Consider the following 26,130-nt stretch of genomic DNA (forward strand, 5'->3'; position numbering starts at 1 on the left):
GCGTGTAGTGATCGTCGTCCGGCCCTGCTATCGCTCGCGAACCGCGGCGAGCACCGCTTCGAGCGAGCTCTGGTCTTCCAGTCCGCTCGTGTCGCCGGTGATCGCGCCCGTCTCCGCCGCTTCCCGCAACAGCCGGCGCATGATCTTGCCGGCGCGCGTCTTGGGTAAAGCAGTCGACACGAAAACGTTGTCGAGGCGCGCGAAGGTCCCCACTGCTTTCTCGACGTAGGCCGAAACGTCCGTTGCGGCTGCCGCGGGATCAGTGCCCGGCTTGAGCGTGACGAACGCGACAGGCACGGTGCCGCGCAACGCATCGCGCACGCCGACCACCGCCGCCTCCACCACGCCATCGCAGCCCGAGGCCGCGCTTTCGATTTCCATCGTGCTGATCCGGTGCGCGGCGACGTTGATCACGTCGTCGGACCGGCCCAACACCCACAGCTGACCGTCGCGGTCAAGCACGGCCTCGTCGGATGTCGCGTAGTACCCGGGGAAGCGCTGGAAATAGGACTGGACGTAGCGTTTTGGATCGTCCCAGATGGTTCTCGCGAGAGTCGGGAACGGCTGCGTCAGGACCAGATTGCCGCGCACGCCGGGGCCGACGGGCGTACCCCCGTCGTCCAGAATGGCAAACGCGTGACCCGGAACCGGGTCGCCACAACTTCCGTACTTGAGCGGATCCACGCCATAGACAGGCATCGTCCACGTCGAACCCGTTTCGGTCTGACCATATGCGTTGATGACGGGTACACCGAGCATGCGTGTGGTCCACTCTCCCGTTTCCGGATCGAGCGGCTCGCCTTGAGTCGTCACCAGCTTGAGCGTCGCCGGGCGATGCTCCGCGACCACCTGATCCCCGGCGGCTCGGAGCATGCGCAGGCCGGTCGGCGCGACGAGAATCTTCGTGACGCCGTGCCGCTTTGCGATCGCCAGCATCCGCGTTTTGTCCGGATAGTCGAGCGCGCCTTCGTAGCACAGGAGAGTCATCCCGTGCGCGAGTCCGCCGATCACCGCCTGGATCGGGAACGTCAGCCATCCCACGTCGGCGGCGCACCAGTACACGTCGTCCGGTTGCGGGCCGATCTGCCATTGCACGTTGGCCCACGTGCCCGCGAGGAATCCAGCTGTGCTATGCACGACGCCTTTGGGCTTACTCTCCGTGCCGGAAGTGAAGATCAGGAACGCGGGATCATTCGCTTCCATAGGTTCACACGGACAGTCGGACGATTGCCGGTCGAGCAGCGCACGCCATTCGGTTTCGCCTTCCTCCAGCGTGAGCGGATCTCCCGTGCGATTCACGATTACGATATGGCGCACATGTTCCGACGCGGCCCGTCCGCTGCGCATGTTCTCCAGCAACGGCACCTTCTTGCCGCGTCTGAGCGACGCATCGGCGGTCACGACGACCGACGCGCGCGATGCCTGCAACCTCATCGCGATGGCTGCCTTCGAGAAGCCGCTGAAGAGCACCGTATAGATCGCGCCAAGACGATTGCACGCGTGAATTGCGACGAACGCCTCCGGCAGATTCGGCAGGTGAATCGCCACGACGTCGCCACGGCCAACGCCGAGTTCGCGCAGTGCGTTGGCAAAGCGCGATACCTGCTCCTTGAGATCCAGAAACGTAAGACGTCTGACCGTACCGTCTTCGCCTTCCCAGATTAGCGCGTGTTTGTTCGACGTGGCGGCATCGTCTGCGTAGCGATCGACGCAGTTATCCGCGACATTCAGGATACCGCCCGCGTAGTAACGGAACGAGCCGAATTCGCCGTCACGTAACGCGGTCCACGGTTTGCTCCAGCGCATTCTTTGCGCGACCCACTCCCAATACCGGTCGCTGCCTTGAGACTCCATTTCGCGCGCCTCGGCCAACAACTTTTCCTGGCTCGCAATTCGCCATTCCGGACGAAGCTCCAGAACGCGCCCCGAGGTGAGCTCTTGAAGGGTATCCGCCATGTCATCTCCGGTTGCGTCACGGACTGGATTGGTTACGCAGTCCCGGCGCCAGTTGGACTACGCGAAGCGCGTCGAACCTAAGCCATCCGCTTGGCGATTTCCTCGAGCATCACTTCGGTCGCTCCACCGCCGATCGCCTGTACGCGGGCATCTCTCGACATGCGCTCCACGGCGGTTTCCCGCATGAATCCCATGCCACCGTGAAACTGCACGCAGTCGTACATCACCTCGTTCACCAGCGTTCCGCAGAGCGCCTTGATCATCGAGACTTCCTTGACCACCTGCTGTCCCTGCGCATCGCGCCACGCCGTGTTGTAGACGAGAGCACGCGCCGCTTCGACCTGGGCGCTGCGCATCGCGAGTCGATGCCGGATGGTTTGCATATCCCAAAGCGTGACGCCGAATGCGCGGCGCTGCGTGACCCATTCGAGCGTCAGCTCGATCGCCTTGGCGGCCTCGCCGATCGACTGAGCACCGAGCACGATCCGCTCGTTCTGCAGATTCCTCATCAGCGCGTAAAACCCGCGATTCTCTTCGCCGAGCAGATTGGCATCCGGAATGTGGCAGTCTTCGAAGACCAGCTCGGCGGTATCGCTGGAAAGCCAGCCGTGCTTGTCTAGCGCGCGCGCAACACGAAATCCCGGTGTGCCCTTCTCGACGATGAACATCGAGATATTCCGGTTGCGTCCCGGCTCGCCGGTCTTGGCCGCGACGAAAAAGATGTCGCCATACACGCCGTTGGTGATGAACATCTTGGTGCCGTTCAGCACCCAGCCGTCTGCAACGCGTTGCGCCGTGGTGCGCATGCTCGCGAGGTCCGACCCCGCGTCGGCTTCCGTCATTGCCACAGCAGCAATGCGGCGCCCCGCGATGATGTCAGGCATGTATTGGTCCTGCTGCACTGCAGTACCGGCATGAAACAGATGCGGGCTCGCCATGTCCGTATGGACGAGCACCGTGACCGCGAAGCCGCCATACGTCGAGCGCCCCAGTTCCTCGGCGAGGATCGCCGTTGCCAGCGTATCGAATGCGTTGCCGCCGTGCCGCTCGTCGTAGCGGATACCCAGGAGTCCGAGTGAGCCCATCTCGCGCAGCACGTCACGCGGCACGAAGCCGTCTTTTTCCCATTGATCAGCCTGAGGCTTCACACGTTTGTCGACGAAGCGCTGCACCGTTTCGCGCAACATGTGATGCTCGTCGGTGAAATAGGGCATCGATGAGGCGACAGACGAGTTCGAGGCTTCGTAGGACTGCACCAGGACCTCCTGTGAGGTGTGCTTTCAAGATAACAATCGTTATGGTTATATAAGGTGCGCAACCCGGTCTTGTCGAGGTCGGACAAACCCTGGATCTTCTGATTCCCGCTGATTAATGCCGACTTCATCAGAGGGCGGTTGCGTGTCACATAACGAACGTTATGTGGGATGATGATCCGATCGACCCGTAACGGAGTTCACGACCATGACCGATGCTCTCCCTCTGACCGGTGTGCGTGTCGTCGAGCTCGCGGCGATCGGGCCCGTGCCGTTTGCAGGACGCATGCTTCCCAGCTCGGCGCGGATGTCACGCTTGTTTGTGCTCCGCGGCAGCGCAATATCGGCATACCCATGCCATCGGACCCGCTCGAAGTGAACAAGCGCCGGGTATCGATCAATCTCAAGACGCAGGATGGTCGGCATTCGCTTGACGAACTGCTTCGGCAAAGCGATGCGTTGATTGAAGGTTTCAGGCCGGGCACGCTCGAAAGACTTGAGCTGTCTGCGTCCGCGCTGCACGCCATCCGGCCGTCGCTCGTGATCGGACGTTGTACGGGATGGGGGCTGTCGTGCCCTCGTTCATCGTCCGCCGGACACGACATCAATTTTCTCGCGCTCGCGCGCATTCTCGGCGCGATCGGAACCGACGCGCGTTCCACGCCTCCGCTCAATCTGCTGGGCGACTTCGGCGGAGCCGGCATGCATCTCGCACTGGGTGTCGTGGCTGCGCTGATGCGCGCAAAACTCGACGGAACAGGATGCGTGGTCCAGACCAGTATCTTCGAAGCCAGCGTGTCGCTGACCGCGCATCTCCACGGCATGCTCGATTCGGATCTCTGGGTCGATGAAAGAGAAGCCAATCTGCTCGATGGCGGCGCGCCCTTCTATCGCTGCTACCAGTCGCTCGACGGACGTTGGGTGGCAATGGGTGCGATCGAACCGGTGTTCTTCGCCGAACTGGTAACGAAGCTCGAGGTCGATGTTGACCTGCAGCGGCAGTACGATCGCACCTACTGGCCGACGCTGACAGCGGTGCTGGCAAAGCGCATTGCCGAGCGCACACGTGACCAGTGGGACGAGATTTTTACGCGGTCTGATGCCTGTGCCACGCCGGTGCTGAATTGGATGGAAGCACGCTCACACCCGGACACATCGGCGGCGTTCGAAGCAGGGGATCCGCGACCGGCAATTACATTTCATGGGAGCTGACAAATGGGCAAAAAGCAGACCTCTTCTCACGCGAAAGCTAAAGCGGGAGCGTCCGTCAGCGCAGACGACATCGCTCCATCGGAAGGCCGGCAACTGATTCTGGATACGGCCGCTCGCCTGTTTCGCGAGGAAGGCTATGCCAGCATCTCGCTGCGCGACATCGCGGCGGAATGCGGTGTGACGACGGGCAGCATCTATCACCACTTCGGCTCCAGGGAGGAAATCGTCACCGAGGTGTTGCGCATTGGCGTGGTGCGCGTTGCCGAAGAAGTAAGACGGGCGGTGATGTCGCTCGACCCCGCTAGCGATACGCGGACCATCCTGCACGCGGCCATTCACGCTCACCTGCATGCGCTGCTGAAGTTGCAGGACTATACGTCTGCAAATGTCCGCATTTTCGGGCAAGTGCCTGCGTCGATTCGTGAAAAGCACATCGTCGCTCGGGATGCTTACGAGTCGTACTGGCACAAACTGCTCCAGCATTGCGCCGCGCGCGGTGAATTCAATCCGGAGCGCGATCTGAGGCTGACGCGCCTGTTCCTGATTACCGCATTGAATGGAACACTCGAATGGTATCAGCCGCGTATCACATCTATTCAAAAGCTGTCTCACGAACTGACCGAGTTGTTTCTTGATGGACTGGCGCGGCGCTTGTGACGCGTTATCGTGTCTCCATGATCAAGGCAAAACGGGAATGACCTGGGTGAGAAAGCGATAGGCGTCTCCCGCGAATCTTGAAAGGAACGGCGAATCCAGATCCCATCGTGGCGCGGGGGCTGCCCGGTGCAAAATTGCAGCGAAAGCCATCACATCTTGCGAGAGTCTTTCTGACGCGATCCGGCAATTTTTCTGGTTTGTTGAATCGCTCCAGAATAGATACCCTTCTGCTCCATGCTGAAACATATCGCAACCGAATTGCTTGACATCGTCTATGCCGAACAGGGCGATCCCAACGGATGGCCGGTGGTCCTGCATCACGGTTTCCCTTACGACATCCACGCATACGACGAAGTGGCGCCACGCCTGACGTCCGAGGGCGCCCGGGTCATTACCCCTTACCTCCGCGGATACGGGCCGACGCGCTTCCTTTCGCCCACCACACTTCGGTCGGGCCAGCAGGCGGCGCTTGGTGCAGACCTGCTGGCCCTGCTCGACGCGCTTCAGATAGGCCAGGCCATACCCGGCGGATACGACTGGGGCGGCCGGGCGGCATGTATTGTGTCGGCGCTCTATCCATCAAGAGTACGGGGGCTGGTCTCGGTCAACGGGTACAACATCCAGAACATAGCCAACGCCCTGCTGCCCGCCGATCCCGAAAAAGAATACCGGATGTGGTACCAGTACTACCTTCATGGCGAGCGCGGCCGGGCCGGGGTGATCCAGAACCGGCGCGCGTTCTGTCGTCTTCTATGGTCTCTGTGGTCGCCAAAGTGGCATGTCGACGACGACGTCTACGCGCGTTCGGCCGTGGCGTTCGACAATCCCGATTTCGTCGATGTGGTAGTCCATTCTTATCGACACCGTTTCGGACTGGTCGACGGCGATCCTCGGTTCGAGAATGTCGAACTCAAACTCTCTGCGATGCCGTCAATCACAGTGCCCACGATCACGCTGGAGGGGGACGCCGACGGGGTCTCGCCACGCGGGGGCAGAGAGGCAAACTCGAAACGCTTCACAGGACGTCACGAGAACCGGGTCGTGGCTAATGCAGGTCACAATCTTCCGCAGGAGGCGCCAGAAGCGTTTGCCGACGCAGTTCTCGACATCAACGCATGGGCCGTTCGAGCTTGAATCCATGCCGCCGGCGTGTCCCTCGATGTCACAGGCGGCCACGCGAGCGGCGCGGTGCGTGCGAAGTTATGCAGCGACGGAAGTTCGCGAAGCGACAAGGCGGCGGGCCACCCAAATCAGGGCAGTATGGTAATGACGATCTCTGAAAATCCAAGCGTCGCCGTCGTTGGTCCGGGGGCAATCGGCACGACCTTGGCGGCAGCGCTCCATGAGGCCGGACGCACACCGACAGTTTGCGGACGCACGGCGCACGAGCGCCTCGAACTGCGCTTCGACGGCGGCCGTATCGTTGTACCGGGTCCGGCTCAGACTGATCCGGCTGAGATCAAAAATACCTTCGACCTTGTTCTCGTTGCAGTCAAGTCGACGCAGGTGAAAGCGGCGGCCCCGTGGTTTTCTGCACTGTGCAGTCGCAAGACGGTCGTTTGCATGCTGCAAAACGGTGTCGACCAGAAAGCGCTCGTCGCGCCATATCTGTCCGGCAACCCGGTGCTGCCCTCGGTGGTCTGGTTTCCCGCTCAACGCGATCCGGACGCCTCGGTTTGGCTGCGCGGCAAACCGCGCCTCACGCTGCCGGACACGCCGGGGATCGCCGTCGTGCTGGCGGCGCTGCGCGGCACACGAGTTTCGGTCGACATAGCGGCGGATTTCACGTCCGTGGCATGGCGGAAGCTTCTACAGAACGCTGTCGCGGGTTTAATGGTTCTGACAGGTCGCCGCGCGGGCATGCTTTCCCGAACCGACATCACCACGCTGTCTCTGGCCTATCTACGGGAATGTCTTGAGGTTGCCCGCGCGGAGGGTGCGACATTGGGCGACGAAGTCCCGCAAGAGATCGTCGATGGATTTCATGACTCCCCGCCCGACCTGGGTACGTCCATCCTCGCCGACCGGCTAGCTGGACGTCCTCTCGAATGGGACAGCCGGAATGGCGTCGTGCAGCGGCGCGGTCGATTGCACGGCATTCCCACACCAATCAGCGATCTTGTCGTGCCACTTCTGGCGGCCGCGAGCGACGGACCGGGCTAAGAGGTACTGCCGTTGGTTGTGATCGTTGTAACGTTGGTTCATGCGTTACGCGCTGTGTTCCGCAACCGATCAGTTGCTGTCGATGTTGCGCCACTGGATTCGGAAGATGGTCAACGACGCGACGAGTGAGGTCGAATCGGTTCGGCCAGATCCGGGCGCGCGTCTGCGCGAATTCGCATCAACTGTGAAAACGGTCGCGCTTGATGAAACGTTGGCGCGTGAAGAACTCAGCAAGAGGCTATGCGAGTTGGCCGATCAGGCGCTTGACCAGCGTACGCCGAGCCGGCGCAGTCTGGTCCGCGCGCGCCTGCTCGCAAAACGGGGGCAAGCGCGCGCGATGCTCGCCAGGCTTGTCCGCCTGCCGTTCGAAGCGCAGACGGAACATCCCGTCATCAACGCGCTTGACGTGTTGCGCGGACTCTATGGCCGTAGGGCCTACACATTGCCGGACCGCGTCACAATCCGACTCGGGCGCGTCTGGCGAGACGCGATCGACGGCTATGACCGGTACAAAGCGATGTTGGCTTTCGAGTGGGCGACGCTCTTTGCGTTGCGCGTCGCTTTGCGCAATGGCTCCGTTTTCATCGAACACAGCTTCGCGTTCCGCAGTCAGGCGATGCTCCTGATTCCCCCAGACGAGTGGAAAGCGAAACGCAACCATTTTTATGGACATCTGAAGCTGCCGCAAGACCCGAAGGAATTCCTTGAACCGCTCATCGAGCACCTCGACCAGGGCTTGATCGTGCTTCGCGACGCAACCAACCGCGGCGACCTACGTATCGACAGCGCGGTGCATCTTGATCCACTGTCGGCTCAAACTCCGCATCCCGCGGTCGAGGCCCTGCGGCGCGGAATCTTCTCCGTCCGCCCGGATGGGCAACTGCCCGAAATCATTCTCGAAGTCGACAGCACGACGCGTTTCAGCTGGCTCCTGCTCGGACGCGAACCTGGCTCGCGCCGAATTGCTGATGGTCTATGCGGCAGTCCTGGCACACGGTACATCGCTGACGGCGGCCGACATCGCACGCATGGTGCCGGAACTGGCGCCCGCGGCGATCCGGCAGATGATGAACCGCATCGCCGATGAACGGAAATTGCGGCAGGCTGCCGATGTAGTGTTGGAATTCATGCACCGGCATCAGATCGCGGCACATTGGGGGCGCGCCGACCTGGCATCGTCGGATATGATGTCGCTGGAGACGGCCCGCACTGTCTGGCAAGCCCGGACCGACCCGCGCCGGCGCACTGCGTCGATCGGCATGTACACGCATGTGCGCGATCGCTGGGGTATTTTCTACGATCAACCCATTGTCCTCAATGAGCGGCAGGCCGGGGCAGCGATTGAGGGCGTGATTCGCCAAAGCGGTGCCGACGACGTTGCCCAGCTTGCAGTCGATACCCATGGATATACGGACTATGCGATGGGGCTCGCACGGGCTCTAGGCTTTGACCTGTGCCCGCGACTCTCGCATCTCCGTGACCGGCGCTTGCACGTCCCGCAGCATCATACCGTCCCTGTGGAACTGATTGCCGTCACCGATCGCGACGTCCGGATGGATCTGATCGCGAGCATCTGGGACGAGTTCGTTCGCGTTGCCGCCTCGGCGCAGACCGGCCAATGCACGGCAGTGCAGGCGCTCGCGCGCTTCGGTTCAGCCGCACGCGGACAGCCGGTATACGATGGTGGTGTCCATATCGGGCGGCTGTTCCGGACGATTTACCTGATCGACTACCTCACCAATCCGGCGTTTCGCGCCGAATTGCAGCATGTGCTCAATCGCGGGGAAGCGGTACATACAGTTCAGCGGGCGATCCACATCGGCAAGATTCCGCTGGAACTGGCCAGGCACCATGACTCGCTCTCGGCGGAGTCCTCGGCGCTGGCGCTGCTCACCAATGCCGTGATGGCGTGGAACACGATCCACATGCAGCGTGCGGTCGACCAGATAGAGGCGATGAGTGGAGAGGCCGTTCAGGCGGCGGATTTGCGGCGCATCGCGCCGACGCATCTCGAAGGCATCAACCTGCGCGGAACGTTCGATTTCCCGATCGCACGCTATGCGCATCATTTGCTGCCGAGCGTCGCCGACCTGAATGCGAAGCAGCGACGGCTAGCTTGATCCGCAGTGATCTCCGTCGGCGCGCCGCTAGTCGAATTCCGCCCGATGCGCGCAGGGCAATCGGCACTCCGCCGCGCGACCACTCCGGCCGGGAGATCAAAAAGCGAAAACGAGCAGACAGGAAGTGCCTGATTTGGTGAGGTATTTTAACAGGGCCGGCTCGCAAACCCGCATCAAGCCAAGACCAACCTACCGTCGCAAATTGCATTGAAATCAAGGGTAGGCCTAGCAGTGGTTCCCGCTGGCTTGTATCAGCGTCAGGGAACAGAGCTGCTCCCCAATCTGGACCAGGACGATCCGCGAAATCATGTCGGTCATGGAATTAACCCGCCGTTGTCGATGGCTTGCGGTCCGGTTTGGGGCAAACAGCGAACCGATCCAATATGCACCGCTGGTCATCCCAGGCCGGATGCACGCGATCAGACCGATGGTCGAGGCGGCTGCCGCAGAGCAGGGCGTAAGATGGCGGATCGAACTGGAGGTGGATGCGGTGACCTCGATTCTCGATCTGGTCAGGGAGGGTATCGGCTACGCAGTGCTATCCCTCAATGCGACTACCAGCGACGTTCTCAAGCGGCGCTTCCAGGTGATCCGCATTGCCGAGCCGACGCTCTTTAGCCGCCTTGCGATCGCAACCAGTAGCAAGCACACGTTGTCACAACTTGCCATCCAGTCGATCGCAATGCTCGAGTCGAAAATATTGCCGCTCTACGGCACCGCTACCTGATCCTGGGTTGACTTCGCACTTTAACCACCGGGTCGCCGCGTCAGTCGGATCGAGCCACGGTCTGCTCCGTATTTTCTCCAGCGGTCCCCGGGGCAAGTCACAATTGCAAGATCGAAAGCTTGCCGCTAACATCCGCGGATGCAAATCGACTTCCTGGGCATGCAGGCCTTTCTGAGCATTGTCGAAAACGGCGGCTTTCAGCCCGCCGCCGTGCAGCTCAATCTGTCGCAGACCGCCATCAGCCACCGCATCCGCAAGCTCGAAGAAGGGCTGGGCGTGCGCCTGCTCGCGCGCACGACACGCGAACTCACGCTGACCGACGCCGGCCGCGCATTATTGCCGCGCGTGCGCGGCGCGATCCGTGAACTCGAAGGCTCGTACGACACGTTGCGGCAGCATCGCAGCAGCGCACCGCAATGGTTGACGTTCGCGTGCCTGCCGACATTGGCCGCATCGCACATACCGAACGTGCTTAAACGTTTTGCGACGGTCTATCCCAACATTGCTGTGCGCATGTTCGACAACTCGATTGCCGAGATCGCGGAACTGGTGAATTCCGAATCGGCGGCGTTCGGCATTTCGGTCAATTCGCCGACGCGTTTCAATCTCGGCATCGAGCGTTTCGCGCAGGAACCATTCGCGCTTGTCTGCCCGCTCGGCCACCGGTTGCTCGAACGCGATGTGGTGCGCTGGGACGATTTGATCGATGAAACGCTGGTCCGCATCAGTCTGCACGCGGGCAACAGCACGACGATCGACGACGCACTCGGCAATCGCCGTATGCAATTTCGCTGGGGATATGAGACGCAGCACACCGGCGCCGCTATCGACTTTGTGCGCGCCGGACTCGGGCTGACGGTAGTGCCGTGTCTCGCGGCCACCAGCTATCCCGGCGTGGTGGCGCTGCCGCTCATCGAGCCGCAAATCACGCGCTGCCTCGCTACCGTGATGCGGCCGGAAACCTTGCTGGTGCCCGCTGCGACCGCGCTGCGCGATACGATCATTGAGAACATCGACAACCGTCTAGCGGCATTCAACGCGTCGCTGCCGCCACTGGCCAAGGCTGACAAGGCGCACTCATAACCGCTCGCGCTGTCCGTGTGCAGGAGGTGCGGCCCCGCCGACAGTCACGCAATTCCGCCCGCTCAGTCATCGGCCACCGAGGCAGTCTCCGTCAGCGAGACCCTGTTGCGCAGCACTTCGCGCCGGCGCATCCAGTTGCGCGACGCGAAGAACAGCTGGCCCACGATCAACAACGCGCCGACGACCAGAAAACCGAGTGCAATCGGACGATCGGCAAAGATCGTCAGGCTGCCCCGCGAGAGCAGCATCGCGCGCCGGAAGTTCTCCTCGACCATCGGCCCCAGCACGTAGCCGAGCAAAATCGGCGACACCGGAAATTCAAGCGCGACTAGCAACGCGCCGATCAGACCGAACACCACCACCTCACCGACCTGGAACAGGCTGTTGTTCGTGCTGTACACGCCAACGCAGATAAAAAACAGCGCGGACGGAAACAGAAAACGATACGGCACGCGCAACAGTTTCACCCATACGCCGATCATCGGCACGTTCAGCAACACCAGCAGCACATTGCCGATCCAGAAACTCGCAATCAACCCCCAAAACAGGTCTTCGTGCTCGGTAATCAGTTGCGGACCCGGCTGGATGCCGTGAATCAGCAGTGCGCCGAGAATTAGCGCCATCACCGCGTCACCCGGAATGCCCAGACTCATGGTCGGAATGAAGTCGACCTGGGTCTTCGAGTGCGACGCGGCTTCAGGGCTCGCGACCCCTTCCAGCGCGCCTTGGCCGAAGCGTTCCGGATGCTTCGACAGACGCCGTTCAAGCGCGTAGGCGATAAACGTGGTGATGGTCGGCCCGGTGCCCGGCATTGCGCCGAACAGCGTGCCGACCGCGGTGCCGCGCACCATCGGCCAGAACGCCTGTTTTAGTTCCGCCTTGCTGGGACGCATGTCGCGCATGCGCAGCGTGGTGCTACCGCCCACTGAATGCATCCGGTTCACATTGCGCAGAAATTCGGTGACGCCATAGAACCCGAGCGCAAGCGCGACCAGTTCAATGCCGTCCGACAGATCCGGCATGCCGAACGTGAAACGCATCAACCCGCTGTTCACGTCGGTGCCGACACTGCCGACCAGCAACCCGAAAATCGTCATCGCGATGCCCTTGAGCGGTGAGCCACGCGACATCGTGCCGCCCGCCAGCAAACCGAGCAGCATGATCGCGAATATCTCGGGCGGCCCGAACTTGAAGGCGATCTTCACCAGCACCGGCGAAGCGAAAATCATCACGATGATCCCGACCGAGGCCGCGAAAAACGACGCAATCATGGTAATGCCCAGCGCGGTGCCGCCCTTGCCTTGGCGCGTCATTGGATAACCATCGAGACAGGTCACCGCGTGAGGCGGATGGCAGGGCAGATTCAGCAGAATCGCGCCGATCGCGCCACCATATTGCGAACCGTAGAAGATGCCGGCGAGCATCAGAATCGCCGGTACCGCATGCATTGTGTACGTGAGCGGCAACAACATCGAAATTGCCGATAGTGCGCCCATGCCCGGCAATACGCCGATCAGATTGCCGATCAGCACACCGACGAACGACCACATCAGATTGTGAGGCTGTAGCGCAACGCCAAAGCCTTGCAACAAATCCAGAATCGATTGCGCAATCATTGAATCAACTCCACTGAAACAACGGTAACTGCAATTGCAGCAGCCACCAGAACACCACCACCGACACCACCGCCATCGCCACGCCGAGCACGCACGCGCTGAGCAGCGTGTTGTCGCGGTCGCCGAGCGCCGCGATGAATGCGACCGCGAAACTCGCCGGCACGAGCCCGCCGTGGCTGCCCAGCACGATGAAGGCGATGATGCTCAGTACGATGCAGAACCAGCCGCGCCATTCAGGCTGCAGCGCAGGCTCGAGCGAGGCGGCGTCAGCTGCGGTGAGCGCGCCCGCAGCCGCGCTCACCGCAGCGGGAGTGCGTCTGCCGGTGACCGCGATGGACAGACCGACCAGCATCAGCAGCACGCCGAGCGCGCCGGGAAACAAACCCGGACCGGGCGCGGCGAGCGTGCCCATGGAATAGGTGATGCCCTGTTGCGCGGCGCCCGCGCCGGTCAGGATCATCAACGCGCCACCAAGCCGGTCCTTGCCGACACGCTCGATCAGGTCATGCATGCGAATCTCCGTAACTGTCACTCACTGCGTTCACGAAAAGTAGAATGCCTGCGCATTTTCGCCAAAAATCTTGCGCTGCGACACCGGATCGGTGATCGTGCCGCGCAGCCACTCGATGGTCTTGGCGTATTCGAACTGACCTTCCGCGCCGACGAACGGGCAATCGCTCGCCCACACCAGCTTGTCGTCGCCCACCCGGCGGTAGAGTTCCTGCGCGCACTCGCGCGCATTGGCGCCGAGCCGGTAGGCCCCCGACAGCTTGACCCACGTGCGCCCCTTTTCGACCGAGCGCACCATCGCCCTGAAGCCTTCGCTCTCGATGCCCGTCTGCGGATCAGGCCGTCCGATATGATCGATCACGATCTTCACGCCCGACTGTTCGAGTAGCGGCAGCACCTGCGGCAACCGCGGACCGTCGAGATGCAGATGCACGTGCCAGTCGAGGTCGACGAGGCGGCGAAGCAGCTTGCGGTATTCCCACGTGGTCAGATCGGGCAGCGTGCTCATGCTGATAAACGGCAGCCGCACGCCCACCACGCCGGCGCGGTCCATTTCGTCGAGCACCACGCGTTCGACGCCGGGCTCGAGAATCACGGTGCCGCGCAGCCTCGAATGACGGCGCAAGGCGGCGATCACGTAGTCGTTATAGTCACCCCACGGGCTCGCTGCGGCGATCACCGCCTGTTTTACGCCATTGCTGTCCATCACCGCCAGCAACTGCTCAGTCGAGAAATCGTAAGTCGGCGTGTGACGCGGGTTGCTGACGAGCGGCATGTTCCGTTCGAAGACATGCACGTGCGTGTCGATGATCAGCAGGTCGTTTTCCACCAGATTTGCTTGCACATTGATCCCTTGTTCATTGAGGTTTGATGCCGGCACGCTCGATGACCGCGTGCCACTTCACTGCATCGTCGTGAAAAATCTTTTCCATTTCAGCGGGGGTGCTGCCCATCGGCTCGGTGCCGAGCGCGCGCAGTTGCGTACGCAGCGCCGGCGATGACAACACTTCGCCGAGTTGGCGGTTCAGTGTGTCGATCGCCACCTGCGGCGTACCGCTTGCGACGTAAAGTGCATTCCAGCCGGTGACTTCGTAGTTCGGCACGCCGGCTTCGGCTGCCGTCGGCACATCCGGCAGCCACGCGGTGCGCTTCGAACCGGTGGTGGCGAGCGCGCGGATCTGTCCGGCCGCGATCGAGCCCTTCACCGCCGCATACGATTCGAAACCGACGTCGATATCGCCACGCACCAGTCCCGAGATCACGTCGCCGGTGTTGCGATAGGGCACCACCACCGCATTAAGCTTCGCGGTGGATTTGAAGAGTTCAGTGGAAAGATTCTGGGTGCTGCCGGGGTTGATCGCGCCCATCGTGATCTGCCGTTTGGCGGCTGCCGCGAGCACGTCGTGAAGCGTATTCAGCTTACCGCCGCCTTTCGCCAGCACCAACAGGTCGAAGTACGCGATGCGTGAAATCGGTTTGAAATCTTTCTCCGGATCGAACGGCAGCTTGATCAGCGAGCCGGCCATCGCGGTGCCGTTGGCGAAAAGCGCGACCGTGTAGCCGTCGTGCGCCGCGCTGAGCACCGCGTTGGCCGCTGCAATGCCGCCCGCACCGGGCCGGTTGTCGATGATGATGTTGTCGCCGAAACGCAGACTCAGTTCTTTCGCGACGATGCGCATCGTGATGTCGGCGAGCCCGCCGACCCCGAACGGCACCACCACGCGAATCGGCTGCGACGGATATTTCGACTGCGCGGCCGCCGAAGAAGCGCACAGGCCGGCAGCGCCGGTGGCAAGAACGAACGAAGCCAGCAGGCTGCGTGCAATGCGCAGCGGCGATCCGGCGTATTGAAAAATCATCTTTCTGTCTCCATGGTTGGCCGCTTCTGTGCGCCCGGCAGGTGTGCCGCACGGACCTGCACGAACGGTCGGTCCGCAGCTAGTCTAAATAAGGGGCCTCTACCGTATCAAATGAATTGTTTTGCTGTGCAGATTCGTTTTTTTCACCATCCCGACGCGCTGCCACCTGACCTCAAGCAATTCATGGGACGGTGAAAATCAATCATTTGTCCAGCAGGCCCCCACGCATTATCGTCTCGCTCTACTAATGAATCGGGATCCACAGAATCCCCAACGGAGACGGTCATGAAGATCATCCCTCATCTGCGGCGTGTGTGCATTGCACTGACAGCCTTGGCCGGCTGCGTCGCGCCCCCCGCGCATAGCGCGTATCCCGACCGCCCCATCACACTCATCGTGCCATTTTCGGCGGGCGGCACGGTCGATTCCGTCGCCCGCCTGCTCGCCGTGCAAATGGGCGCCGAACTGAAAACCTCCGTGGTCGTCGAGAACGCGCCGGGCGCGGGCGGCACTATTGCCACGCAACGCGTGGCGCGCTCGAAGCCCGATGGCCTGACGCTGCTGTTCGCAACACCCAATCATACGATCAACCCCGCGATCCTCCACAACCTCCCGTTCGATACCGAACGCGACTTCGCGCCGATCTCGCTGGCCGCGCAAATTCCCGAACTGCTGATTGCGAACTCGAAGCAGCCGTATTCGGACTTCAAGGGTTTTGTCGCGTATGCGAAGACACATCCGGGTCAGCTCAACTACGGCTCGGCCGGTATTGGCACGTTGCCTCACGTGACGATGGAGTTGCTGCTGCAAAAACTCGGTATCAAGGTCACGCACATTCCCTATAAGGGCGCGGCTCCCGCGATGAACGATCTGCTAGGCGGCCAGGTGGCGATCAAGATGGACACCATCGTCACGTCGCTGCCGCAGATCAACGCGGGCCGCCTGAAGCCGCTCGCGCTCGCGAGCGCCAAACGCTCGCCGTTGCTGCCGGATGTTCCGACGCTGGCCGAATGTGGCGTGGCCGGCTACGAAGGCACGCTCTGGATGGGCATCCTCGCGCCGAAGGGCACGCCTGCGTCGGTCGTCGACACGGTCAATCAGGCCATCGTGCAGTCGTTGAAGCGTTCGGCGCTGCTCAAGCAATTTTCCGTGTACGGCGTCGAGCCGGTCGGCAGCACGCCTGCCGCATTCCAGAGCCAGATCTCGTTCGAGCTCAAGCAATGGAACGCGGTCGTCCAGCGCGCCAATATCACCGCCAACTGAGTCCACCAGGAGAACCGCGAGCATGCCTCCATCACTGACCCAACCGCCCGACCCGCATCCGAAGACACCAAGGCTGCGGCTGCCGGTCGGCTCGATCGATACGCACATTCATCTGTTCGGCCCCGCGGCGCACTATCCGTTTCATCCGGATAGCAAGTACATCGCCGCCGACGCGCTGCCGCAAACGCAGATCGCCCAGCAGGACGTCCTCGGCCTCGCCGGCGCGGTGGTCGTGAGCGGCGGTGGCTACGGCCAGAACAGCCAGCACCTCGAACACGTGCTGGAACGTTTCGGTGAGCGCTTTCGCGGCGTCGCGCTGCTGCCGGACGACGCCGACGCTGCGCATGTCGAACGGCTCGATCGGCTGGGCGTGCGGGGTGCCCGTTTCGTCGGAACCAGCCACAAAGGCGCCCTGCCGCGGCTGTCGCCGCGCATCGCTGCATTGATTGCGGAGTTCGGCTGGCATGTGCAGTTCTATCCGGGCCCAGACGATCTGCTGGAGAAATCGCAGGCGCTGCTCGATCTGCCAGTGCCCGTCGTGCTCGATCACTTCGCCTGCCTTCCGGCTGACCGCGGCGTCGATCAGCCCGCGTTCAAGGCACTGCTGAAGATGCTCGACACCGGCCGCATCTGGGTCAAGCTGTCCGGTCCAATGCGCTGCACACCCGGCGACTATCCGTACGCACCGGTCACGCCGCTCGCCCGCGCTCTGGTTGCGCATGCACCGCACCGCCTGCTATGGGGCAGCGACTGGCCGCACGTCAACATGAACGGCCGCGGCATGCCCAACGACGGTGACCTTGTCGATCTGCTAAGCGAATGGATCGACGACGCCGACACGCTCAAGCAGATTCTGGTGACGAATCCGCGCGAGGTGTATGGGCAGTTTGGCAGTGCCGGGCGCTAGCGCCGGACCCGGTGCGACGCTCGTGACGACAGCCGCAGAGCGGCTTCCTGTATTTCCCCGCTTCTCGCATTGCACTTCTCGTCGCAGCGATTTTCTTATCCCGCGATCCCAACCTATTGAAAAACGCAGCGCAACAACAATCAGACTGGAGACTATCCAATGAAATCGATCATCTTGTGCGGCATCGCCGCGTTCGGCATTCCAGCGGCGTGTGCCGCCCAGAGTTCGGTCACGCTGTATGGCATTGTCGATACGACGTTGAGCGTAACGAGTAACCAGGGCGGCAAGCACAATGTGCAGATGCTGGACGGAGGTCCGGCGTTGAGCCGTTGGGGCTTGCAAGGCAGCGAAGATCTCGGCAACGGATTGAAAGCGATCTTCACGCTCGAAAACGGCTTCAATCCGAACAACGGCACGTTGTCGCAGAACAACCGGCTGTTCGGCCGCCAGGCGTTTGTGGGCCTGTCGAGCGATCGCTTCGGTACGCTTAAGGCGGGCCGCATGTATGACTCGATCACGACCTACGTCGGACCGTTCGGCAGCGCGCAATCGACCATCGGCTCGGTGACCGGGCACCCCGGTGACGTCGACGATCTGGTCGGCTCGTACCGGATCAACAACTCCGTGTCGTACACGACGCCGGACTTCGCTGGTTTCGCGGCCACCGTGATGGGCAGTCTGGGCGGCCAGGCCGGTTCGGTCTCGACCGACAGCACCTACAGCGTCGGCCTGCGTTACGCGCACGGCCCGTTCAAGGCAGCCGCCGCATACGGGAACTACAATCGTCCGAATACGACGATGTGGGACGGCACCCCGACCACGCTTGGCGTCCTGCTGTTCTCGGCGCCGGTCTTCAGTGGCTATGCATCGGCCAATTCGTTGAAGATCACGGGTCTCGGCGCCGGTTACGACAACGGCACCGCAGGTGTGAACGTGAATTACACCAACTACCGCTTCAATGGGCTCGGTTCGAACGGTGGCCCGAATCCGATGCATTTCCACGACGGCACCGCGGCGTTCAATACGGTCGAACTCAACGGCCGCTACATGGTGTCGCCGGCATTCATGCTGGCGGGTGCATACCAGTTCACCAACGGTGCGGCCGTCGGTGGGCATGGCGCGCAACACTATAGCCAGTTCAGCGTGATCGTCGACTACTTCCTGTCGAAACGCTTCGACGTCTACGCGAGCGCCGCCTATGAGCTCGCGAATGGAACCAATTCGCTGGGCGCACCGGCTGTCGCGGCGATCAACACGGTCACGCCATCAAGTTCGAATCGCCAGGCGCTGGTGCGGATCGGCATGCGCGAGAAGTTCTAAAGCGCGCTTTGTCCGGCCGCGCGGATGTCTCATCGGTCACAGCCTTGTCGATAAGCGCTTCCACGTCATGGACATTTCCGTTGGTACGGAATTCCCCCACCACTTCGCGCATCTTCAGCGCCTGTTTGTTCTACGAGCTCGAAGCGGCAGCTGCCGCTTCGACAAGCGCCGCGTTCAGTTGCGTGACCTCGTCCATGTGTGAAAGGGCGATGGTCACCTTCTCGATGCCACGCGCCTGCTCTCGCGAGGCCGCAGCAATTTCGCCCGTCAGCGATCGTGACCCGGCGATAGCAGAGAGCATGTGATCCATTCGCCCGGCGGCGTCGCCGTGAGGATGTCTCTCAGCGCCCCGTACGTGCCCCGCTCGATGCGCGTGTATACGGCCAAGGCTCCGGCGATGCAAATTCCCTTGCGACAAGATCGCGGCCATCCCGCTATCGCGGCGCCTTCACAAAGCACCCGGCTGCCCGCCCGCCACCTGCCGCACGGCCGCGCGCCGGTGCCAGCCTAGCCACACCGCCAGCAGCGCGATGAACACGAACACCGTGGCGAGGTCGATGAAAAGCTTCGCCACCGGCAGATGCATCGCCAGCAGCACGCCGCCGAGCATCGAGCCCACGACCGAGCCGAGCTTGCCGATGCCGATGGCCGAGCCGACGCCGGTCGAGCGCAGCGCGGTCGGATAGACCATGCCGGACACCGCGTACAGCGCGAACTGGCTGCCGATCACGCACACGCCGCTGACGAACACCGCGGCGAACAGCCAAGCGGTCGGCATCGGCATCCCGAGCGACGCGGCAATAGGACTGCCGACCACGGCCAGCAGCAGGATCACCGCAATCCCGTAACGGTCGACGTAGCGGCTCAAAGCCAGCGCGCCGACCGTGCCGCCCACCGGAAACATCATCGCCGCCTGCGCGGCGCGCGCCGGTTCGAGCGTACTCATGCTGAACAGGATCGGCAGCCAGTTCTGCAGAAAGTGCAGCGCGAGCGAATTCAGCACGAACAGTGCCCACAGCAGCGGCGTCACGTACGCGAGGCCGTTCTGGAACAACGCGGCCGGGCGCGCGCGCAGCCGCATCTCGTCGTCGACGGTGTAGCGCACCGCGCCGCCTTCGACACCGGCGCCGAGCTTGCTCGCGATGCGCGCGATGCGCCGCGTATCGCGTCCGTTCACGATCAGGAAGCGGACCGACTCGGGCAACAGCGCAAACGACGCGAGCGCCACGACGACGGCCGCACCCCCGCCCAGCGCGAACAGCACGGGCCAGCCAGACCGCGGCAGCAGCCATGACACGACGGCGCCACCACCGCCCGCGCCTATCGAGAAGCCGGAGAACATCAGCGTGATCCACGTCGCGCGTCGAGCTTTTGGCGCATATTCGGAGACGAGCGCGACCGTGTTCGGCACCACGCCGCCCATGCCGATGCCGGCAAGAAAGCGCAGCACGGTCAGTTGTTCGAGCGACGTCGCGTAGCTGCAAGCGATCGTCAAGATTCCGAACCATAGCGAGCCGTAGATGATCGTCGGCCGCCGACCGAAACGATCGCCGCTGAAGCCGAGCAGCAGCGACCCCACGAGCACGCCGAACAGGCCGACGCCGAATACGCGGCCGAAGCCGGACGCGTCCGCGTGCCATGCGTGGATCAGCGCAGGCGCGACAAAGGCCGCCGCCACCTGGTCGTAGCCGTCGATCAGCACGATCAGGAAGCACCATGCGATCAGGCCCAGTGCGAAACCGCCGAGCTTCTGGCGTTCGACGAGCGCGGTAACGTCCACGCTCGTTGCGGGCGATGCGGCGGTCGTCATCGTGCGGGCCCTCCAACGAGGGCGGGCGAATGCGGCGAATGCGCGTACCGGTTCATGTCTGTCTCCTTGGTTCCTGTTATCGCCGGCGGTCTGGATGCCGGCCGGTCGTTTGTTCGGATGGACGATGCCGCCCGCGCCTCGCGGCGCGTCAGATCCGGAACATCGCCACCTGCCGGTCCAGCTCCTGCGATTGCTGGTCGAGCGCCTGCGCGGCGGCGCTGGCCTCTTCGACGAGCGCCGCGTTCTGCTGCGTGATCGAATCCATCAGGCTGATCGCGGCGTCCACCTGTTCGATGCCGGTGCGCTGCTCGTCGGCCGCGGCCGCGATGCCGCCCATCATGTCCGCGAAGCGCCGCGCGGCGTCGAGGATGTGGTCGATCGCCTGCTCCGCTTCCCCGACCATCATCGTGCCGTCGGACGCCGCGCCCACCGCATCGGCAACCAGCTCGCCGATCTCCTTCGCGGCCGACGATGCGCGCTGCGCGAGTGAGCGCACCTCGGCGGCCACCACGGCGAAACCGCGCCCCTGCGCGCCGGCGCGCGCCGCCTCGACCGCGGCGTTCAGCGCGAGAATATTGGTCTGGAACGCGATGCCCTCGATGATGCCGGTGATGTCGGCGATCTTGCGCGCGCTCGCCTCGATGCGCTGCATCGTGCTGCTCACCCGCCCGATCGCGCCGCTGCCGTCGCTCGCCGCCGTGGACGCCTCGTCCGCGATCGCATGCGCCTCCTGCGCGCGCGTCGCGTTCTGCCGCACCGTTTCGGTCAGCTCGCTCATGCTCGCCGCCGTCTGTTCGAGCGACACGGCCTGCTCCTCGGTTCGCGACGACAGGTCGAACATGCCCGCCGCGATCTCGCCGGTCGCCGAGCCGATCGACCGGCAGTTGTCGCGCACCGCCGCGACGGTCCGCGCGAGCTGCGCCTGCATGTTGCGCAGACCGTCGAGCAGGTGCCCCATCTCGTCGGCGCGATAGCGCCCGATCGTGCGTTGCAGATCGCCGGCTGCGATCGCGTCGAAATGCGCCAGCGCCTCGTTCAGCGGCGCCATGATCGCGCGGCGCAACGTGATCCAGCCGAACGCCGCGGCGGCGATGCCGAACGCGATCATCGCCGCCGACGCCGCGAAGAACAGATGGAAGAACCGCTCCGCGTTTTCGTAGCTGCGCTTCGCGTTCGCGTATAGCGTGCTTTTCAGTTGCTCGTTCGCGTCGCTCATGTCGTTGAAGAGCGAACTCAGGCTCGACGTGCCGATTTTTTGCGCGGTGGCGCGGTCGCCGGCTTTCAGCGCGTCGATGAACGCGCGCATTCCCTCGCGCATCGCGTCGCGCCGCTTGCCCGCCGCCTCGATCAGCGACGCCTCGCCGCTCTCGTGCGGTTCCTCGACGAAACGGCGCCACGCGTCGTCCGATTGCCGGAAGAATTCGCTCGCGCGGCCGATCTGCTCCTGCGCGCGCGGACCATCCGGCTGCGCCATCGCACCGCCGAGCACGAGACGCGTGCGCGCGATCAGCAGTTCCGCGTTGCCGATGTACACCGCCGCGGTGAGCTTGTTCTCGTAGGTGTCCTGATTGGCCCGATTCGCGCGCCACGCGCCGGTGAGCCCGAGCACGCCGATCGCCGTCATCAGCACGGCCAGTAGCACCATCGTCAGCGCGATGCGGGCCTGCAGCGACATCGTTCTGCGCCGCGCGCCCCGCGCGGGACGCGTTCTGGCTGCGGCGGGCGAGGCAGGCGGGTCCGTCGAAACGACGGCGTCGGCGGTGAGGGTTGGCGTCATGGCAGAACTCGGCTGGGTAGTCGGAAAGAAATCGCGCCTGCGGCTAAAGCCACGGCGAACGTTCGAGATGCGTGGCCTCGAACGCGCGGATCGCGTCGCCGAACGCGAGCGTCGCGCCGGTTTCGTCGAGCCCTTCGAGAAGCAGCGTCCTGAGCGCGGGCGCGATATCGAAGCGCCAGCACTCGCCGTCCGGCGGCGTCACCGTTTGCGCAGCCAGATCGACGCGCAGACGGTAGCCGGGCAAAGCCTCCACCGCCGCCATCAAGCGGTCGATCAGCGCCGCGTCGAGCCGCACGGGCAGCAGCCCGTTATTGCAACAGTTGTTGAAGAAGATGTACGCGAAACTCTCGGCCACGAGCACTCGGAAGCCGAATTGATGCAGCGCCCACGGCGCGTGCTCGCGCGAACTGCCGCAGCCGAAATTGCGCGGCGCGAGCAGCACGGAGGCGCCCGCGTAGCGCTGCCGGTTCAGCACGAAGCCGGGCTCGGGCGTGCGGTCGGCGGCGGGCTTGCCGTAGTAGCCGGGGTCGCGGTAGCGCCATTCATCGAACAGATACGGACCGAAGCCGGTTCGCGCGATCGACTTCATGAACTGCTTCGGCATGATCGCGTCGGTATCGACGTTGTCCCGATCGAGCGGAGCGACAAGGCCTTCATGGCGGACGAGCGGTTCCATCAGCGGCCTCCCGCGTCGCGCACGAACTGCCGGACGTCGACGAAGCGGCCCGCGAGCGCGGCCGCCGCGGCCATCGCCGGGCTGACGAGATGCGAACGGCCGCCGGCGCCCTGCCGGCCTTCGAAATTGCGGTTCGACGTCGACGCCACGCGCTCGCCCGGTCCGAGCCGGTCGGGATTCATCGCGAGACACATCGAGCAGCCCGGCTCGCGCCATTCAAAACCGGCGGCGATGAATACTTCGTGCAATCCTTGCGCCTCGGCGTCACGCTTGACCTGCTGCGAGCCTGGCACCGCGAGCGCGAGCCGCACGTTCAGCGCGAGCCGTCCGCCCGCCGCGCGCAATACATCGGCGGCCGCGCGCAGGTATTCGAGCCGGCCGTTCGTGCACGAGCCGATGAACACCTTGTCGATCGCAATCGTATCGAGCCGCGTGCCCGCATCGAGCCCCATGTAGTCGAGCGCGCGTGCCCATGACGCGCGCCGCCCGGCGTCGTCGATCTGCGCCGGGTCCGGCACGCGGCCGTCGATGCCGGTCACCATCTCCGGCGACGTACCCCAGGTCACCTGCGGCGCCAGCGTCGACACGTCGAGCGAACATTCAGCGTCGAAGCGTGCGCCGTCGTCCGAACGCAGCGCACGCCACGCGCGCTCCGAGCGTTCCCACGCGTCGCCCTGCGGCGCATGCGGCCGCGTGCGGTAATAGTCGAGCGTGGTGTCGTCCACGGCGATCAGGCCGGCGCGCGCGCCCGCCTCGATCGACATGTTGCACAACGTCATGCGCCCTTCCATCGACAGCGCACGCACCACCGGCCCAGCGAACTCGATCGCGTAACCGGTGCCGCCCGCGGTGCCGAGCGCGCCGATCGCCGCAAGCGCGATGTCCTTCGCCGTGCAGCCGGCCGGCAGCACACCGTGCACCGTCACGCGCATCGTCCGGCTGCGCCGCGTAATCAGCGTTTGCGTACCCAGCACGTGCTCGATCTCCGACGTGCCGATCCCGAACGCAAGCGCGCCCAGCGCGCCGTGCGTGCTTGTATGCGAATCGCCGCAGACGATCGTCATGCCCGGCAGCGTGCTGCCGAGCTCCGGTCCGACGACGTGAACGATGCCCTGGCGCGCGTCGTTCATCCCATAGTGAACGATGCCGCTGCGCTCGCAATTCTCGCGCAGCGCATCCACCTGGGCGCGAGACTCCGGGTCGGCAATCCCGAGACGGCGGTCGGTGGTCGGCACGTTATGGTCCGCGACCGCGAGATTGGCCTACGGGCGCCAAACCGGCCGGCCCTCGCGCCGCAGCGATTCGAATGCCTGCGGACTCGTCACCTCGTTCAGCAGATGCCGGTCGATGTAAAGCAGCGTCGTGCCGTCCGCATCGGTGCGAACGACGTGCGCGTCGAAAATCCTGTCGTACAGGGTCTGGGGCTGGGTCATCGGGATGTATCCTCACACCGGGCCGTCAAGCGGCCGTTATCGCGGACAAGGCAAACGTGCGGCAGCGCCGCGTCGTTCCGCCGTCGCGTATGCCACGCGCGGCGGCCGCTCGTTTCTGCTCCGCCTGGCTATCTAAAGGAATCCTTATGATGATCCCCACCAAACGCTCTCAGTGGCGAACACGCGGTCCGCGCCGCCACATGAGTGGTGGCGCGGACCGGCAGCGCGATCAATGACGCGTCACGCGCCGGCCGAACGCCGTACCGGTTCGACAGCTGCCTGTGCCGCATGCTGTGCGCCGAAGCGCGCGCGATACAGCAGTGCGAGCACCGTCGAGAACACCGCGGCGACGACGAACAGCAGCGATGCCGAATAGAAGAGTTGCGTGATCGGCAGGTGCATCGACAGCAGCACGCCGCCTATCACCGGCCCGGACACGGAGCCTATCTTGCCGACCGAAATCGCGCTGCCGACGCCGGCCGAGCGGAACGAGGTCGGATAGATCATGCCCGCCACCGCATACAGCCCGTATTGCGCGCCGACGACGCAGAAGCCGGCGGCGAACACCGCCATCATCAGCCATGTTTCCGACGAACCGTGACCGAGCAGCGCGACGACCGGGAAGCCGATGGCCGGCAGCGAAATGATCGCGAGCACGCCGTGACGGTCGACGAAGCGGCACAGGATCAGACCGCCGATCACGCCGCCGACCGAGAACATCATCGTAATCAGCCCGGCGCCGCGCGGGTCCACACCCATGCCTTCCATCAGGATGGGCAGCCAGTTCTGCAGGAAATATAGCGCCATCGAGTTCGCGATGAAGACGATCCACAACAGCGGCGTGATCGCGCCGAGGCCGTCCGAGAAGATCAGCTTCAGCACGAAACGCTGCTTCTCGCGCACCTCGCCGGGCACGAACTGCGCATCGGCGGGAATGTGCAGATCGGGACGCAGCCGCGCCACCAGACGGCGCACCGTTTCCGCGCCGCGCTGCCGGACCACCAGCAGTTTCGCGGATTCGGGCAGCGTGAAGATCAGCAGCACGGCGACGAGCAGCGATCCGCTGCCGCCGACCGCGAACATGACCGGCCAGCCGAAGCGGTGGATCAGCGACGATGAAACCAGCCCGCCGGAGCCCGCGCCGATCGAGAAACCGGAGAACATCAGCGTGACCCAGGTCGCGCGCAGGCGTTTCGGCGCGTACTCGGCGACGAGCGCCACCGAATTCGGCACCACGCCGCCCATGCCGATGCCGGCGAGAAAACGGAGAAGCATCAGCTGCTGCAACGACGTCGCCCATACCGACGCCCAGGTCAGCAGCCCGAAGAACAGGCTGCCGATGACGATCGCCTTCTTGCGGCCCAGCCGGTCGCCCAGATAGCCGAAGATGAACGAACCGATCAGCGTGCCGAACAGCCCCGCGCCGAATACCGGCCCGAAACCGCCGCGCGCCACGTGCCAATCCCTGATGATGGCCGGCGCCGCGAACGACACAGCCGTCTGGTCGTAGCCGTCCATCAGCATGATCAGGAAACACCAGAACAACAGGCCGACGGCGAAGCGTCCCGTCTTCTGCTCTTCTATCAGTGTCGCGATGTTGAAAGTCCGATCTGCTTGCATGTGTGTCCTGTTGACCTCGCCCTCGGCGCGCGCGCCGGGTCGGCTCGCGTGCGCTTGGCGCTGTTACTCCTGATATCCCTCATGGCGGCGCCACGTCCGGGAGCCACAAACTATAAGATGGCGACCCGGCGCGGCTCAATCAAAAAATAGCGATGAAGAGATCGAAAT

At 63.5% G+C, this 26,130-nt stretch carries 20 protein-coding genes and 2 pseudogenes; 10 read left to right on the forward strand and 12 right to left on the reverse strand.

Annotated elements, in window-relative coordinates; translation table 11 throughout:
- Nucleotides 1-27: 27 nt before the first annotated feature.
- Both P0D80_RS31905 and P0D80_RS31910 read right to left on the reverse strand, forming a co-directional pair.
- Entirely contained in the window at nucleotides 28-1,956 is a 1,929-nt protein-coding gene (locus P0D80_RS31905) for an AMP-binding protein (RefSeq protein ID WP_408289890.1), read from the reverse strand.
- A gap of 77 nt (nucleotides 1,957-2,033) precedes the next feature.
- Complete coding sequence (locus P0D80_RS31910; protein WP_408289950.1) at nucleotides 2,034-3,170, reverse strand: acyl-CoA dehydrogenase family protein; 1,137 nt, start codon at nucleotides 3,168-3,170, stop codon at nucleotides 2,034-2,036.
- 213 nt (nucleotides 3,171-3,383) lie between these two features.
- Between P0D80_RS31910 and P0D80_RS31915 the strand changes: the two genes are divergently transcribed.
- The 7 genes and pseudogenes from P0D80_RS31915 to P0D80_RS31945 all read left to right on the forward strand — a co-directional run bounded on the left by P0D80_RS31915 (nucleotide 3,384) and on the right by P0D80_RS31945 (nucleotide 11,171).
- The gene (locus P0D80_RS31915) at nucleotides 3,384-4,421 is read left to right on the forward strand and encodes a CoA transferase (RefSeq protein WP_408289952.1); all 1,038 of its coding nucleotides are present in this window, start codon (nucleotides 3,384-3,386) and stop codon (nucleotides 4,419-4,421) included.
- 3 nt (nucleotides 4,422-4,424) lie between these two features.
- On the forward strand, nucleotides 4,425-5,078 hold the full coding sequence (locus P0D80_RS31920) for a TetR/AcrR family transcriptional regulator (protein ID WP_408289892.1): 654 nt from the start codon (nucleotides 4,425-4,427) through the stop codon (nucleotides 5,076-5,078).
- A 234-nt stretch (nucleotides 5,079-5,312) separates the two neighbouring features.
- Nucleotides 5,313-6,212 carry an alpha/beta fold hydrolase gene (locus P0D80_RS31925; RefSeq protein WP_408289895.1) on the forward strand — a complete coding sequence of 300 codons (900 nt, stop codon included), beginning with the start codon at nucleotides 5,313-5,315 and terminating at the stop codon, nucleotides 6,210-6,212.
- A 132-nt stretch (nucleotides 6,213-6,344) separates the two neighbouring features.
- Nucleotides 6,345-7,241: an oxidoreductase gene (locus tag P0D80_RS31930; RefSeq protein WP_408289897.1), complete on the forward strand. Its 897-nt coding sequence runs from the start codon at nucleotides 6,345-6,347 to the stop codon at nucleotides 7,239-7,241.
- A gap of 37 nt (nucleotides 7,242-7,278) precedes the next feature.
- A pseudogene (locus tag P0D80_RS31935) lies at nucleotides 7,279-9,361 on the forward strand (Tn3 family transposase); the annotation flags it as partial.
- Nucleotides 9,362-9,668: 307 nt separating this feature from the next.
- Nucleotides 9,669-10,088: a LysR substrate-binding domain-containing protein gene (locus P0D80_RS31940; protein WP_408289899.1), complete on the forward strand. Its 420-nt coding sequence runs from the start codon at nucleotides 9,669-9,671 to the stop codon at nucleotides 10,086-10,088.
- Between the two features lie 138 nt (nucleotides 10,089-10,226).
- Nucleotides 10,227-11,171 carry a LysR family transcriptional regulator gene (locus tag P0D80_RS31945; protein WP_408289901.1) on the forward strand — a complete coding sequence of 315 codons (945 nt, stop codon included), beginning with the start codon at nucleotides 10,227-10,229 and terminating at the stop codon, nucleotides 11,169-11,171.
- Between the two features lie 62 nt (nucleotides 11,172-11,233).
- Here the strand turns inward: P0D80_RS31945 and P0D80_RS31950 are convergent, their stop codons facing one another.
- Genes P0D80_RS31950 through P0D80_RS31965 form a run of 4 tightly spaced genes read right to left on the reverse strand, consistent with a single transcriptional unit; the run spans nucleotide 11,234 to nucleotide 15,156 of the window.
- On the reverse strand, nucleotides 11,234-12,787 hold the full coding sequence (locus P0D80_RS31950) for a tripartite tricarboxylate transporter permease (protein WP_408289903.1): 1,554 nt from the start codon (nucleotides 12,785-12,787) through the stop codon (nucleotides 11,234-11,236).
- Between the two features lie 4 nt (nucleotides 12,788-12,791).
- Nucleotides 12,792-13,298, reverse strand: coding sequence for a tripartite tricarboxylate transporter TctB family protein (locus tag P0D80_RS31955; RefSeq protein ID WP_408289905.1), 507 nt, complete (start codon nucleotides 13,296-13,298; stop codon nucleotides 12,792-12,794).
- Nucleotides 13,299-13,328: 30 nt separating this feature from the next.
- On the reverse strand, nucleotides 13,329-14,126 hold the full coding sequence (locus P0D80_RS31960) for an amidohydrolase family protein (protein WP_408289907.1): 798 nt from the start codon (nucleotides 14,124-14,126) through the stop codon (nucleotides 13,329-13,331).
- A 28-nt stretch (nucleotides 14,127-14,154) separates the two neighbouring features.
- On the reverse strand, nucleotides 14,155-15,156 hold the full coding sequence (locus P0D80_RS31965; RefSeq protein ID WP_408289909.1) for a Bug family tripartite tricarboxylate transporter substrate binding protein: 1,002 nt from the start codon (nucleotides 15,154-15,156) through the stop codon (nucleotides 14,155-14,157).
- A gap of 285 nt (nucleotides 15,157-15,441) precedes the next feature.
- On the opposite strand from P0D80_RS31965, the gene P0D80_RS31970 reads away from it, so the two are divergent.
- The 3 genes from P0D80_RS31970 (at nucleotide 15,442) to P0D80_RS31980 (ending at nucleotide 18,646) form a co-directional block, all read left to right on the forward strand.
- Nucleotides 15,442-16,419 carry a Bug family tripartite tricarboxylate transporter substrate binding protein gene (locus P0D80_RS31970; protein ID WP_408289911.1) on the forward strand — a complete coding sequence of 326 codons (978 nt, stop codon included), beginning with the start codon at nucleotides 15,442-15,444 and terminating at the stop codon, nucleotides 16,417-16,419.
- A 22-nt stretch (nucleotides 16,420-16,441) separates the two neighbouring features.
- Nucleotides 16,442-17,326, forward strand: a complete 885-nt coding sequence (locus P0D80_RS31975) for an amidohydrolase family protein (RefSeq protein ID WP_408289913.1) — start codon at nucleotides 16,442-16,444, stop codon at nucleotides 17,324-17,326.
- Between the two features lie 159 nt (nucleotides 17,327-17,485).
- Complete coding sequence (locus P0D80_RS31980) at nucleotides 17,486-18,646, forward strand: porin (protein ID WP_408289915.1); 1,161 nt, start codon at nucleotides 17,486-17,488, stop codon at nucleotides 18,644-18,646.
- Nucleotides 18,647-18,776: 130 nt separating this feature from the next.
- Here P0D80_RS31980 and P0D80_RS31985 read toward each other — a convergent pair whose 3' ends face one another.
- The 6 genes and pseudogenes from P0D80_RS31985 to P0D80_RS32010 all read right to left on the reverse strand — a co-directional run bounded on the left by P0D80_RS31985 (nucleotide 18,777) and on the right by P0D80_RS32010 (nucleotide 25,962).
- Entirely contained in the window at nucleotides 18,777-18,947 is a 171-nt protein-coding gene (locus tag P0D80_RS31985; RefSeq protein ID WP_408289917.1) for a hypothetical protein, read from the reverse strand.
- Between the two features lie 147 nt (nucleotides 18,948-19,094).
- The gene (locus tag P0D80_RS31990) at nucleotides 19,095-20,456 is read right to left on the reverse strand and encodes an MFS transporter (RefSeq protein ID WP_408289919.1); all 1,362 of its coding nucleotides are present in this window, start codon (nucleotides 20,454-20,456) and stop codon (nucleotides 19,095-19,097) included.
- Nucleotides 20,457-20,604: 148 nt separating this feature from the next.
- Nucleotides 20,605-22,233, reverse strand: a complete 1,629-nt coding sequence (locus tag P0D80_RS31995) for a methyl-accepting chemotaxis protein (RefSeq protein WP_408289921.1) — start codon at nucleotides 22,231-22,233, stop codon at nucleotides 20,605-20,607.
- 43 nt (nucleotides 22,234-22,276) lie between these two features.
- A complete protein-coding gene (leuD, locus tag P0D80_RS32000; RefSeq protein ID WP_408289923.1) occupies nucleotides 22,277-22,909 on the reverse strand; it encodes a 3-isopropylmalate dehydratase small subunit in 633 nt (210 codons plus the stop codon).
- Nucleotides 22,909-24,342 (reverse strand): annotated as a pseudogene (leuC, locus tag P0D80_RS32005) (3-isopropylmalate dehydratase large subunit). Before leuC ends, leuD begins: the two are co-directional and overlap by 1 nt.
- Nucleotides 24,343-24,582: 240 nt before the next feature.
- A complete protein-coding gene (locus P0D80_RS32010; RefSeq protein ID WP_408289925.1) occupies nucleotides 24,583-25,962 on the reverse strand; it encodes an MFS transporter in 1,380 nt (459 codons plus the stop codon).
- Nucleotides 25,963-26,130 lie beyond the last annotated feature (168 nt).

Source organism: Paraburkholderia sp. RL17-373-BIF-A (assembly GCF_046030175.1).
Lineage (GTDB): Bacteria > Pseudomonadota > Gammaproteobacteria > Burkholderiales > Burkholderiaceae > Paraburkholderia.

Coding starts and splice junctions, on each gene's coding strand:
- P0D80_RS31985 (WP_408289917.1), bottom strand. CDS start 18,947: ATGCTCTCTGCTATCGCCGGGTCACGATCGCTGACGGGCGAAATTGCT.
- P0D80_RS31980 (WP_408289915.1), top strand. CDS start 17,486: ATGAAATCGATCATCTTGTGCGGCATCGCCGCGTTCGGCATTCCAGCG.
- P0D80_RS31990 (WP_408289919.1), bottom strand. CDS start 20,456: ATGACGACCGCCGCATCGCCCGCAACGAGCGTGGACGTTACCGCGCTC.
- P0D80_RS31950 (WP_408289903.1), bottom strand. CDS start 12,787: ATGATTGCGCAATCGATTCTGGATTTGTTGCAAGGCTTTGGCGTTGCG.
- P0D80_RS31915 (WP_408289952.1), top strand. CDS start 3,384: ATGATCCGATCGACCCGTAACGGAGTTCACGACCATGACCGATGCTCT.
- P0D80_RS31995 (WP_408289921.1), bottom strand. CDS start 22,233: ATGACGCCAACCCTCACCGCCGACGCCGTCGTTTCGACGGACCCGCCT.
- P0D80_RS31930 (WP_408289897.1), top strand. CDS start 6,345: ATGACGATCTCTGAAAATCCAAGCGTCGCCGTCGTTGGTCCGGGGGCA.
- P0D80_RS32010 (WP_408289925.1), bottom strand. CDS start 25,962: ATGCAAGCAGATCGGACTTTCAACATCGCGACACTGATAGAAGAGCAG.
- P0D80_RS31965 (WP_408289909.1), bottom strand. CDS start 15,156: ATGATTTTTCAATACGCCGGATCGCCGCTGCGCATTGCACGCAGCCTG.
- leuD (WP_408289923.1), bottom strand. CDS start 22,909: ATGGAACCGCTCGTCCGCCATGAAGGCCTTGTCGCTCCGCTCGATCGG.
- P0D80_RS31910 (WP_408289950.1), bottom strand. CDS start 3,170: ATGCCCTATTTCACCGACGAGCATCACATGTTGCGCGAAACGGTGCAG.
- P0D80_RS31970 (WP_408289911.1), top strand. CDS start 15,442: ATGAAGATCATCCCTCATCTGCGGCGTGTGTGCATTGCACTGACAGCC.
- P0D80_RS31925 (WP_408289895.1), top strand. CDS start 5,313: ATGCTGAAACATATCGCAACCGAATTGCTTGACATCGTCTATGCCGAA.
- P0D80_RS31955 (WP_408289905.1), bottom strand. CDS start 13,298: ATGCATGACCTGATCGAGCGTGTCGGCAAGGACCGGCTTGGTGGCGCG.
- P0D80_RS31905 (WP_408289890.1), bottom strand. CDS start 1,956: ATGGCGGATACCCTTCAAGAGCTCACCTCGGGGCGCGTTCTGGAGCTT.
- P0D80_RS31975 (WP_408289913.1), top strand. CDS start 16,442: ATGCCTCCATCACTGACCCAACCGCCCGACCCGCATCCGAAGACACCA.
- P0D80_RS31940 (WP_408289899.1), top strand. CDS start 9,669: ATGTCGGTCATGGAATTAACCCGCCGTTGTCGATGGCTTGCGGTCCGG.
- P0D80_RS31920 (WP_408289892.1), top strand. CDS start 4,425: ATGGGCAAAAAGCAGACCTCTTCTCACGCGAAAGCTAAAGCGGGAGCG.
- P0D80_RS31945 (WP_408289901.1), top strand. CDS start 10,227: ATGCAAATCGACTTCCTGGGCATGCAGGCCTTTCTGAGCATTGTCGAA.